The 10,827-nt window shown below is 65.5% G+C and carries 12 protein-coding genes; 9 read left to right on the plus strand and 3 right to left on the minus strand.

The features are described from left to right. Nucleotides 1–8: 8 nt before the first annotated feature. From A9977_RS31945 to rnk, 9 genes are all read left to right on the plus strand, one after another. A complete protein-coding gene (locus A9977_RS31945; protein ID WP_183028845.1) occupies nucleotides 9–752 on the plus strand; it encodes a hypothetical protein in 744 nt (247 codons plus the stop codon). Continuing rightward, nucleotides 749–1,234, plus strand: a complete 486-nt coding sequence (locus A9977_RS31950) for a hypothetical protein (RefSeq protein ID WP_183028846.1) — start codon at nucleotides 749–751, stop codon at nucleotides 1,232–1,234. The genes A9977_RS31945 and A9977_RS31950 overlap by 4 nt, the downstream gene beginning before the upstream one ends. A gap of 201 nt (nucleotides 1,235–1,435) precedes the next feature. Further along, a complete protein-coding gene (locus A9977_RS31955; RefSeq protein WP_183028847.1) occupies nucleotides 1,436–2,374 on the plus strand; it encodes a 2-hydroxyacid dehydrogenase in 939 nt (312 codons plus the stop codon). Between the two features lie 56 nt (nucleotides 2,375–2,430). After that, entirely contained in the window at nucleotides 2,431–3,411 is a 981-nt protein-coding gene (locus A9977_RS31960) for a LysR substrate-binding domain-containing protein (RefSeq protein WP_183028848.1), read from the plus strand. A 364-nt stretch (nucleotides 3,412–3,775) separates the two neighbouring features. Next, nucleotides 3,776–4,675 carry a transporter substrate-binding domain-containing protein gene (locus tag A9977_RS31965; protein ID WP_183028849.1) on the plus strand — a complete coding sequence of 300 codons (900 nt, stop codon included), beginning with the start codon at nucleotides 3,776–3,778 and terminating at the stop codon, nucleotides 4,673–4,675. Between the two features lie 107 nt (nucleotides 4,676–4,782). Next, a complete protein-coding gene (locus A9977_RS31970) occupies nucleotides 4,783–5,514 on the plus strand; it encodes an amino acid ABC transporter permease (protein ID WP_183028850.1) in 732 nt (243 codons plus the stop codon). Between the two features lies 1 nt (nucleotide 5,515). Beyond that, a complete protein-coding gene (locus A9977_RS31975; protein WP_183028851.1) occupies nucleotides 5,516–6,205 on the plus strand; it encodes an amino acid ABC transporter permease in 690 nt (229 codons plus the stop codon). A gap of 147 nt (nucleotides 6,206–6,352) precedes the next feature. After that, nucleotides 6,353–7,090 carry an amino acid ABC transporter ATP-binding protein gene (locus A9977_RS31980; RefSeq protein ID WP_183028859.1) on the plus strand — a complete coding sequence of 246 codons (738 nt, stop codon included), beginning with the start codon at nucleotides 6,353–6,355 and terminating at the stop codon, nucleotides 7,088–7,090. 355 nt (nucleotides 7,091–7,445) lie between these two features. Beyond that, nucleotides 7,446–7,886: a nucleoside diphosphate kinase regulator gene (gene rnk, locus A9977_RS31985; protein WP_183028852.1), complete on the plus strand. Its 441-nt coding sequence runs from the start codon at nucleotides 7,446–7,448 to the stop codon at nucleotides 7,884–7,886. A 69-nt stretch (nucleotides 7,887–7,955) separates the two neighbouring features. Here the strand turns inward: rnk and A9977_RS31990 are convergent, their stop codons facing one another. The 3 genes from A9977_RS31990 to A9977_RS32000 are packed head-to-tail and all read right to left on the minus strand — an operon-like array spanning nucleotide 7,956 to nucleotide 10,826. Then, nucleotides 7,956–8,990: a DctP family TRAP transporter solute-binding subunit gene (locus tag A9977_RS31990; protein ID WP_183028853.1), complete on the minus strand. Its 1,035-nt coding sequence runs from the start codon at nucleotides 8,988–8,990 to the stop codon at nucleotides 7,956–7,958. Nucleotides 8,991–9,030: 40 nt separating this feature from the next. Continuing rightward, entirely contained in the window at nucleotides 9,031–10,329 is a 1,299-nt protein-coding gene (locus A9977_RS31995) for a TRAP transporter large permease (protein WP_183028854.1), read from the minus strand. Next, on the minus strand, nucleotides 10,326–10,826 hold the full coding sequence (locus A9977_RS32000; protein WP_183028855.1) for a TRAP transporter small permease: 501 nt from the start codon (nucleotides 10,824–10,826) through the stop codon (nucleotides 10,326–10,328). Before A9977_RS32000 ends, A9977_RS31995 begins: the two co-directional genes overlap by 4 nt. Nucleotide 10,827: the final 1 nt, after the last annotated feature.

Below are 10,827 nucleotides of genomic sequence, written 5' to 3' on the forward strand. Positions count from 1 at the left end.
AGCGCACGATGAAGAGCACTTTGTACAAGTGGGCTGTTGCCGCACTGGCAGCGCTGGCGCTGACGGGCTGCGCCATGGTTGGGTACGGCGAATGCTTCAGCCGCTGTGGGGGCAATATGCCTACGAGCTATGGAGCACCGGCTGACTATGGAGCGGGAGCACCGACTGACCTGACGCGGGGCGCATTGTGGAACGCCGCTGCCTCTTTTGGCGTGACGGAAAAATACATCATCAGCGGCTTTATCACCTTGGAACGCATTGGCGAGCCACCGGGTGTTGGCAAGGTCAACGCCCAAATCTATGTGCCCAACGTGAGCGCGCAGCAAGCTCAAGGCAGTGCATGGTTTAGCACTACCTTTGGTCGTGACTACATTGATTCAGTCACCTTAAGGCCGAGAGAGGGGCGCTTTCCTGCTCACGCTCCGTTGATGCCGCCCGGCATTTATAAACTGATTGCCCAGGTTACTGTAGTAGAAAAGCGGGCGCGATGGCCGCCGGAGTACGCCCCCTTCCGCAGCCCACCCCAGAGCACCACCATCGTGGTCGAGGCCGGCAAGTGGAGCATCCTCTGGCAAAAGGTGAAGGTTGACGAAAGCACCGAACCGATCACCATCACCGTCGATTTTGGGCAATCAGGCCAAGCCCAACTGAGAAAAAGCGGCGCTTCCTCCTTCAGCCCCGAATTCCTGATCGCCGACCCCTTGCCCCCATCGGCATCGTCGCCCCTACCCGCCAAAACAGCCGCACCATGACCCCCGAACAACTGCAAGAACTGGCGCTGAACCTGTCGAGCGTGGCGCAGCATCTGCGCCGGCAGAACGAAGGCGCCACCGCGCAGATCGCGCAGGCCAGCCAGCAGCTCGACCGAAGCGCTTCGCATCTGTCGGCCGATGTTGACGCCGCGCATCGCGAGGGGCAGAAGAACCTGCAGCGCGAGCTGACGAATGCGGAGCAGTTCTTGCAAAAGGCGCAGAGCCAGCTGCTTACGGCCCAGAAGGCCTGGCTGTGGAAAGTCTCGCTGGCGCTGCTTGCGATGGCCGTGCTGGTCGTGGGGGGCAGCAGCTACTGGGTGTGGCGCAATGCCCAGGCGCTGCAGGAGATCGACTACAACCGACAGGTCCTCGGTGCCATCGCCGCGGGCGACCTGAACCTGTGCAACCAGCGCCTGTGTGCCAAGGTGGCACCGAAGGCCGACAAGTTCGGCGATGGCTATGTGGTGATCGGCAACCGTTAGGCACAAGAATACCCGGCCGATTCCGGGCTCTCCAAGGCGGCTGGACGCTTTTTCAGGGACGATGCTTGCCCGCGCTGCCACCGCCTTGCCTCCGCATGGAAAATGCTCCCGTCGTCCCGAGACGGTGACAAGCTGAGGCCATCGAGGCCGGAGCCTCCGTCCAGCGGGCGCACCACACTCCTCATTCGGAACCCATCACAAATGACGACCAAGATTCCCCTGCTGGTGCTGAACCACGTCTCGCACGAACACCAGGCCGTGCTCGCCGACCACTTCGACCTGCGCTACGCCGCCGAGCCCGCCGAGCGCACGGCCACGATCGCCGCGCGCGGTGCCGATGTCCGCGTGGTGCTGACCATCGGCGTCACCGGCCTGACCGCCGACGAGATGGCCGCGATGCCGGCGCTCGAACTGGTGTGCTGCATGGGCGCGGGCTACGAGAAGGTCGACGTCGCTGCGGCGCGTGCGCGCGGCATCGTGGTGGCGAACGGGCAGGGCACCAACGACGATTGCGTGGCCGACCACGCCTTTGGCCTGCTGATCTCGGCGATGCGCAACTTCCGCCAGCTCGACCGGCTGTGCCGCGACGGCGTCTGGCGCCTGGCCATCCCGCAGCCGCCCAATGTCTCGGGCAAGCGCCTGGGCATCCTCGGCCTGGGCACCATCGGCCAGAAGATCGCCAAGCGCGCGGCCGGCTTCAACATGGCCATCGGGTATCACAACCGCCGGCCCAATGAAGGCGTGGCGCACCGCTACTTCGACGACCTGCATGCGCTGGCCGAATGGTGCGACGTGCTGGTGTGCGCGGCGCCGGGCGGCGCGGCCACGCACCACATCATCGACGCGCGCATCCTCGACGCGCTGGGGCCCAAGGGCTTCCTGGTGAACATCGGCCGTGGCAGCGTGGTCGACACCGAGGCCCTGGCCGCGGCGCTGCGCGACGGCCGCATCGCGGGCGCCGGGCTCGACGTCTACGAGAGCGAGCCGCTGCGGCCCGAGCCGCTGATCGGCCTGGACAACGTGATCCTCACGCCGCACCTGGCCGGCTGGTCGCCCGAGGCCACGCAGGCCTCCTTCGAGCGTTTCCTCGCCAATGCAGAAGGCCACTTCACCGGCCGCGGCGTGATCTCGCCGGTCTGAAAAAGCACACCGCGGGGCGCCACCGCGAGCCGGGCGGACGCACATAATCCAGCCCCATGGAAACCAAGTGGCTCGAAGACTTCGTCAGTCTTGCTGAAACCCGCAGCTTCAGCCGCTCGGCCCAGCTGCGTCATGTGACGCAACCGGCCTTCTCGCGCCGCATCCAGGCGCTCGAAGGCTGGGCCGGCACCGACCTGGTGGACCGCTCGTCCTACCCCACGCGCCTCACGCCGGCGGGCCAGACGCTGTATGGCCAGGCGCTCGAGATGCTGCAGGGCCTGCAGAGCACGCGCGCGATGCTGCGCGGGCATTCGGCCGCAGCGCACGACGTGATCGAGTTCGCGGTGCCGCACACGCTGGCCTTCACCTTCTTCCCGGCCTGGGCCACCACGCTGCGCGAGCACTTCGGGCCGCTCAAGAGCCGGCTCATCGCGCTCAACGTGCACGATGCAGTGATGCGCCTGGTCGAAGGCAGCTGCGACCTGCTGATCGCCTACCAGCACCCCTCGCAGCCGCTGCAGCTCGACACCAACCGCTACGAGATGGTGGTGCTGGGGCAGGAGGTGGTCGCACCCTGGGTCAAGCCCGATGCCGAGGGCGCGCCGCGCTACCGGCTGCCGGGCCGCCAGGGCCAGCCGCTGCCCTACCTGGGCTACGCGCCAGGGGCCTACATGAGCGGCATCGTCGACCAGCTGATCAAGGAGTCGGACACCGCGATCCACCTCGACCGCGTCTACGAGACCGACATGTCCGAAGGCCTGAAGGCGATGGCGCTCGAAGGCCACGGCATCGCCTTCCTGCCGCAGAGCGCGGTGCGCAAGGAGGTCAAGGCGCGCCGGCTGGTGAGCGCCTTGCCGCCCGAGATCGACCGGCTCGAGGCCACGATGGAGATCCGCGCCTACCGCGAGCGCCCCGTGGCGGTGCCGGCCAAGTCCGGCCGTGCCGTCGCCAAGGCGCCGCATGACGACGTCGCGCCGCCCAAGCGCGCGCTGGATGCGCTGTGGGCCTATCTGGTCGAAACGCAGCCTGTCAATTGATTATTTGCTGCACTGCACAAACTATGAGTCATATGCATAATGACGCGCGCATACGGCATTGGTCAGGCCGTCGCGCGCCGCATACAGTCCCGCCTGCTTTGCTGTCACACCGCGGGAAGGCAGTGCATGTGTGCTCTTTTTCGCGCTGACGCCACTGGCTTGCCTGTGGGCGCGCGAAGCGGGCACAAAGACTGCTTAATCCCCTTCATCTCATGCGTCTGCGGTGCATTGCACCAAGGCGGTATCGAAGGCTTTCGCGCCGCGCCAGTCCGGTGCCGGGGCGTGCACCGGGTTGGACCGGGTGCCCGTGTCCGCGCGACTGTCTAAAATTTGGCTCTGTTTCAGTTTCACTCAGGAGTTTCGTATGAAGAAGCAAGTATTGGCGTTGACCATCGCCGTCATGGCCGCCGGCGGTGCGTTCGCGCAAGCCAACGACACCCTCGCCAAGATCAAGGCCTCGGGCAGCATCACCGAAGGCGTGCGCGAATCCTCCGGTCTTTCCTACACCCTCGGTAACGGCCAGTACACCGGCTTCCACTACGACATCTGCGCGAACATCATCAAGGACCTGGAAAAGTCGCTCGGCAAGAAGCTGGAAACCAAGTACCAGCCCGTGACCTCGCAGAACCGCGTCCCGCTGGTGCAGAACGGCACCGTCGACCTGGAATGCGGCTCGACCACCAACAACGCCACGCGCGCCAAGGACGTGTCCTTCGCCGTCACCACCTACGTCGAGGAAATCCGCATCGCCGTCAAGGCGAACTCGGGCATCACCTCGATCAAGGACCTGAACGGCAAGACCGTCGCCACCACCACCGGCACCACCTCGGTGCAGACGCTGCGCAAGAACGAACGCGCCGGCGGCATCGACTTCAAGGAAGTCTTCGGCAAGGACCACGCCGACAGCTTCCTGCTGCTCGAATCGGGCCGTGCCGATGCCTTCGTGATGGACGGTTCCATCCTGGCTTCGAACATCGCCAAGTCCAAGGCGCCCAACGATTTCAAGATCGTCGGTGAAGTCCTGAGCGTCGAGCCGATCGCGATCATGATCCGCAAGGACGACCCGGCCTTCAAGAAGGCCGTGGACGACAGCATCAAGGCCCAGATCAAGAACGGCGACCTCGCCAAGCTGTGGGACAAGTGGTTCCTGCAACCGATCCCGCCGTCGAACGTGAAGATCGGCCTGGCCCTGTCGGACGCGACCAAGGACGCATGGGCGAACCCGAACGACAAGCCGATGGAAGACTACGCCGTCAAGAAGTAATCACTTCGCAGGTCATTGCGCCAACGCCCGCCACATCCGGCGGGCGTTTCTGTTGAAGCTGGGCGCGCTTCACATCGAATCAGTCGACAACAACAAGGAGAGTCCCGATGGGATCAAACTGGGATTGGCAGGTCTTCTTGCAGGATCCGGGCGGGAAATTCCCGACCTATTGGCAATGGATGCTTTCGGCCTGGGGCTGGACGCTGTCGGTCTCGCTGCTGGCGCTGATCGTCGCGCTGGTGCTGGGCTCGCTGGTGGGCATCATCCGCACGCTGCCGGACAACCCATGGCTCATTCGCCTCGGCAATGCATGGGTCGAACTGTTCCGCAACATTCCTCTGCTGGTGCAGATCTTTCTCTGGTACCACGTCATTCCGGCGCTCGTGCCGCCGATGAAGACGGTGCCAAGCTTCATCCTGGTCGTGCTGGCGCTGGGCTTCTTCACCTCCGCGCGGATCGCCGAGCAGGTGCGCTCCGGCATCCAGGCGCTGCCCAAGGGCCAGCGCTATGCGGGCATGGCGGTGGGTTTCACCACCTTCCAGTACTACCGCTACGTGATCCTGCCGATGGCCTACCGCATCATCATTCCGCCGCTCACCAGCGAGACGATGAACATCTTCAAGAACTCGTCGGTGGCCTTCGCGGTGTCGGTGTCCGAACTGACCATGTTCGCGATGCAGGCGCAGGAGGAAACCTCGCGCGGCATCGAGGTCTACCTGGCCGTGACGGCGCTCTACGTGGTCTCGGCTTTCGCGATCAACCGGCTGATGTCCTTCATCGAAAAGAAAACACGCGTTCCGGGCTTCATCGTCTCGGCCAGCGGCGGTGGGGGCCACTGACATGTTGAACCTCGATTTTTCCTTCTACAACTGGGAAGTCATCTCCAACTTCGTGTTGAAGGGCTTCTACTTCAGCGTGATGCTGACCCTGATCGCCACCATCGGCGGCGTGTTCTTCGGCACCCTGCTGGCGCTGATGCGGCTGTCGGGCAAGAAGTGGCTGGACGCACCCGCGGCCATCTACGTCAACGGCATGCGCAGCATCCCGCTGGTGATGGTGATCCTCTGGTTCTTCCTGCTGGTGCCGGCCTCGTTCTACAGCCTGTTCGGCTCGATGGGTGCCAACTACCGCTCGGAGATCTCGGCGGTGATCACCTTCATCGCCTTCGAGGCGGCCTACTTCAGCGAGATCATGCGCGCGGGCATCCAGTCGATCCCGCGCGGCCAGGTGAACGCGGGCCAAGCGGTCGGCATGACCTACAACCAGAACATGCGTCTGGTGATCCTGCCACAGGCCTTCCGCAACATGCTGCCGGTGCTGCTCACGCAGACCATCATCCTGTTCCAGGACACCTCGCTGGTCTACGCCATCGGCGCCTACGACCTGCTCAAGGGCTTCGACACGATGGGCAAGCAGTACGGCCGCACCGTCGAGTCCTACCTGCTGGCCGCGGTCATCTACTTCATCCTGTGCTATTCGCTCTCCTGGATGGTGAAGCGCCTGCATAAGAAAATTGCAATTATCAGATGACCCCCAGTCTTCGCGCACTTCGTGTCGCTTTCGCCAACCCCCTTCCAGGGGGCAACACCAGCGGCCCGGCAAAGCCGGTTCCGCGGTGTTCCTGGTATGACATCAGCTTGCACGCCTCGTCGATAGGAGTTTGAAATGTCCGAAAAAATGATTGAAATCAAGAACGTCTCCAAGTGGTATGGCCCGGTGCAGGTGCTCAACGACTGCTCGGTGAACATCTCCAAGGGCGACGTGGTCGTGGTCTGCGGCCCGTCGGGCTCGGGCAAGTCGACGCTGATCAAGACGGTCAACGCGCTCGAGCCCTTCCAGAAGGGCGAGATCACCGTCAACGGCATCCCGCTGCACGACCCCAAGACCAACCTGCCCAAGCTGCGCTCCAAGGTCGGCATGGTGTTCCAGCACTTCGAGCTGTTCCCGCACCTGTCGGTGACCGAGAACCTCACGATCGCGCAGATCAAGGTGCTGGGCCGCTCGCCCGACGAAGCCAAGACCCGCGGCCTGAAGATGCTCGACCGCGTGGGCCTGATGGCGCACAAGGACAAGTTCCCGGGCCAGCTCTCGGGCGGCCAGCAGCAGCGCGTGGCGATCGCCCGTGCGCTGTCGATGGACCCGATCGTGATGCTCTTCGACGAACCCACCTCGGCGCTCGACCCCGAAATGGTCGGAGAAGTGCTCGACGTGATGGTCACGCTGGCCAAGGAAGGCATGACCATGATGGTGGTCACGCACGAGATGGCGTTTGCGCGCAAGGTCGCGAGCCGCGTGATCTTCATCGACGTGGGCGGCCGCATCCTGGAAGACTGCGAGAAGGACGAGTTCTTCAACCACCCGGAACACCGCCAGCCGCGCACCAAGGAATTCCTGAACAAGATCCTGCAGCACTGAGCTTGCGGATCGCAGGCACTCCGCTGCATCCACCAGGGCCCCGCATGCGGGGCCTTTTTCTTGGGGCGCGCGCGGTACCCGATGCGGCGCAAGGCTATTGCCCGCGCCGGGGCTGCGTCGGCCTACGATGTGGCCATGCGTTCCATCGCGTTCTCCCTCGGCTGCGTTCTCGCTCGCCGGCTCGTCTCGAGCCGTCCGGCGACGCGTCCGCGCGCGGAGCTTCGCCGCATGCCGCCGGCTCGAAGTGCTGCTGCACATTCCTGAGCCCGGCGATCCGCTTCCGTCCCTTCATTCCCGCCACTGGATCGCCGGGCGCCCTCCGTCCGGCGTTGTGCATTTCTTCCAGGAGCGTTCCATGGTTCAACCCCTTTCTTCCTCTTCTTCCGCCGTCTCGTCCGCGGTCCTCGCCGGCCGCACCCTGACCGAACTCGATCACGCCCGGCTGGCCAAGTACGCCGATGCCGATGCGGTCTATTCGCCGGCGATCCAGGCCGTGCTCGACAACGCCGACCTGGTGTCGCCGACCGAGATCGCGGCAGACGTCGTCACCATGCGTTCGCGCGTCAACGTGACCGAGCTGGCTGGTGCGGGCGAGCGCACGCTCACGCTGAGCTACCCGCAGGACGCCGACCCCGCCACCGGCTGCATCTCGGTGCTGTCGCCGGTCGGCACCGCGCTGCTGGGCCTGCGCGTGGGCGACGTGGCGAACTGGGTCGCGCCCGACGGCTCGGGCGGTGCGCTGCGCATCGCGGGCATCGCCTTCCAGCCCGAGGCCAGCGGCGAGTACCTGCGCTAGGAACAACGCAGCGCGCACTCACGAAAAAGGCCCCGCATGCGGGGCCTTCGTCGTTGCGGCGCGGGCGCCTTACTTCTTGCGCGCCTCGATGGCCTTCTCGGCCTTGGTCATGAGGTCGTTGCCCACTGTGGGGCGCCACTTGGCGTAGACGGAGCGGGTCGCCTTCACGAAGGCTTCGCGCTCGGCCGGCGTCAGCTGCGTCACCGTCACACCCATGCCGGCGATGTCCTTGAGCACCGGCTTGTCGGCCTCGACCAGGCCCTTGCGCGCGATCGCGATCTCCTGCTTGCCGGCATCGATCGCGGCCTGCTTCACGATGGCCTGGTCGGCCGGGGTCCACGAGGCCCAGATCTCCTTGTTGACCACGAAGATCAGCGGGTCGGCCACATAGCCCCAGGTGGTGACGAACTTCTGGCCCACGTTGTGCATCTTGAGCACGGTGAACAGGAACAGCGGGTTCTCCTGGCCGTCGACCGCGCCGCTGGCCAGCGCGGGCTGTGCATCGGCCCAGCTCATCTGCGTCGGGTTGGCGCCCAGCGCGGTGAACAGGTCGGCGAACAGCGGCGAGCCGACCACGCGGATCTTCATGCCCTTGAGGTCGGCCGGCGACTTGATGGGGTGCTTGGAATTGGTGATCTCGCGGTAGCCGTTCTCGCCCCAGGCCAGCGGCATCACGCCGGCCTTGTCGATGATCTTGAACAGCTCGGCGCCCACCTCGCCCTGCGTGAGCGCGTCGACCGCCGCGTAGTCAGGCATCAGGAAGGGCATCGAGAAGAGGTTGAGCTGCTTGACCTGCGGCGACCAGTTGATGGTCGAGCCCACGGCCATGTCGATCACGCCCTGGCGCAGCGCGCTGAACTCGCGCGTCTGGTCGCCCTGGATCAGCGACACGCCCGGGTACAGCTTGATGTTGATGCGGCCCTGGGTGCGTTCCTTCACCAGGTTGGCCCAGATCTGGCCGGCCTGGCCCCAGGGCGTGGGCGGGCCCAGCACCAGCGACATCTTGTACTCGGCCTTGTACGCCGCTTGCGCCATGGCGCCGGTGGTGAAGCCGAGAGCGGTCGCGGCGAGTGCGAGGCCGAGCAGGGTGCGGCGGAATTTCATGGTCTTGTCTCCGTGTGAAAAATCAGGGGCGGGCGGGGGCTCAATAGCCGAGCTTGGCGGGCAGCCACAGCGCGAGCTGCGGCCAGATGATCACGGCCACCATCACCATGAACATCGCGAACAGCATCCAGCCGACCCAGCGCACGGTCTCTTCCATGCGCACGTTGGCGATGCGGCACGAGACCATCAGGTTGACCGCGAGCGGCGGTGTGAACTGGCCCAGCGCGACCTTGAGCGTGAGGATCACGCCGAACCAGACCGGGTCCCACTTGTAGTGCTGCACGATGGGCCACAGCAGCGGCACGAAGATCAGGAAGATCGACACGCCGTCGAGGAACATGCCGACCGTGATCAGCAGCACGATCAGCAATGCCAGCACGCCGTACTCGCCCAGGCCGGAGTTCACGATGGCCGTGGCCACCGGGTCGATCACGCCCAGCGTCGACAGCGAATACGCGAAGATGCCCGCGAGCGACACCACCAGCAGGATCACGGCCGAGAGTTCGCCCGATTCGCGCAGGATCACGAACAGGTCGCGCACCTTGATGGTCCGGTAGATCACCATGCCCACGAACAGGCCGTAGAACACCGCGACCACCGCGGCCTCGGTCGGCGTGAACCAGCCGGCGCGCATGCCGCCGAGGATCAGGATCGGTGCCGCCAGGCCCCAGGTCGCTTCGCGAAAGCTCTTCCAGAACGCGGGCCGCGGCATGCTGGCCTCGAGCGCGCCCATCTTGTGGCTGCGTGCCATCCAGACCGCGGGGATGATGAGCGCCAGGCCGGCCAGGATGCCGGGGATCATGCCGGCGGCGAACAGGGCCGGCACCGAGGCGCCGGGCACCAGCACCGAGTACACGATGAAGGCCACCGAAGGCGGGATCAGGATGTCGGTGGCGGCGGCGGCACCGACCACGCTGGCGGAGAAGGCCGGCGGGTAGCCGGCGCGCGACATCGCGGCGATCATCACCGCGCCCACGGCGGCGGCGTTGGCCGGGCCCGAGCCGGAGATGCCGCCCAGGAACATCGCGACCAGGATCGCGACCATCGGCAGCATGCCGGGGCCGCGGCCGACCATCGCGACCGCGAAGTTCACCAGCCGCAGCGCGACGCCGGAGCGGTCGAAGATCGAGCCGACCAGCACGAACATCGGGATGGCCAGCAGCGGGTACTTGCCCAGGCCGGCGTAGAAGTTCTGCGGCACGGCCAGGAGGCCGAACCACTGGGCGTCGGCGTTCGCCAGCGCGATGCAGGCCGCGCCGGCCAGGCCCAGCGCCGCGCCGATCGGCACGCCGACCAGCATCAGCACCACGAAGGCGACGAAGAGCAGCGTGGCGATCATTTCGAGGCCTCTTCGCTGTCATCGCGGCGGCCGCGGCGGATGAACAGGCCCACCGCCCGCAGCGCGATCGCGGTCGACACGATCGGCAGCCAGATCGAATACCACCACTGCGGCACGCCGATGCCTGGCGAGGTCTCGTCGAAGCGGAAGTCGTCCCAGACCATGCGCGTGCTCAGCGCCGCGATCAGCAGGAACAACGCCGCCACCAGCACCGCGCCGAACTGCGACAGCCGCTTGCGCCGCGCCATCGAGCCGCTTTCCGAGAAGTACTCGATGCGGATGTGGCGGTCGCGAGCCACCGCGGCGGAGCCGGCCACCATGGCCAGCAGGATCATCAGGAAGACCGAGAACTCCTCGGTCCACGCGAAGGACGAGTCGGTGAAGTAGCGCACCAGCACGTTGGCGAAGGTGATGCAGGCCAGCAGGCCCATGATCACGACGGTGGCCCAGTCCTCGATGGCCAGCGGCACCTTGGCGGGTTCGTCGGCGGCTTCGATC

This window comes from Variovorax sp. UMC13 (genome assembly GCF_014170375.1).
Lineage (GTDB): Bacteria > Pseudomonadota > Gammaproteobacteria > Burkholderiales > Burkholderiaceae_C > Variovorax.

Bases quoted from the DNA above. Each gene is read 5' to 3' on its own strand.
- A9977_RS31945 (WP_183028845.1), top strand. From the start codon at position 9: ATGAAGAGCACTTTGTACAAGTGGGCTGTTGCCGCACTGGCAGCGCTG.
- A9977_RS31950 (WP_183028846.1), top strand. From the start codon at position 749: ATGACCCCCGAACAACTGCAAGAACTGGCGCTGAACCTGTCGAGCGTG.
- A9977_RS31955 (WP_183028847.1), top strand. From the start codon at position 1,436: ATGACGACCAAGATTCCCCTGCTGGTGCTGAACCACGTCTCGCACGAA.
- A9977_RS31960 (WP_183028848.1), top strand. From the start codon at position 2,431: ATGGAAACCAAGTGGCTCGAAGACTTCGTCAGTCTTGCTGAAACCCGC.
- A9977_RS31965 (WP_183028849.1), top strand. From the start codon at position 3,776: ATGAAGAAGCAAGTATTGGCGTTGACCATCGCCGTCATGGCCGCCGGC.
- A9977_RS31970 (WP_183028850.1), top strand. From the start codon at position 4,783: ATGGGATCAAACTGGGATTGGCAGGTCTTCTTGCAGGATCCGGGCGGG.
- A9977_RS31975 (WP_183028851.1), top strand. From the start codon at position 5,516: ATGTTGAACCTCGATTTTTCCTTCTACAACTGGGAAGTCATCTCCAAC.
- A9977_RS31980 (WP_183028859.1), top strand. From the start codon at position 6,353: ATGATTGAAATCAAGAACGTCTCCAAGTGGTATGGCCCGGTGCAGGTG.
- rnk (WP_183028852.1), top strand. From the start codon at position 7,446: ATGGTTCAACCCCTTTCTTCCTCTTCTTCCGCCGTCTCGTCCGCGGTC.
- A9977_RS31990 (WP_183028853.1), bottom strand. From the start codon at position 8,990: ATGAAATTCCGCCGCACCCTGCTCGGCCTCGCACTCGCCGCGACCGCT.
- A9977_RS31995 (WP_183028854.1), bottom strand. From the start codon at position 10,329: ATGATCGCCACGCTGCTCTTCGTCGCCTTCGTGGTGCTGATGCTGGTC.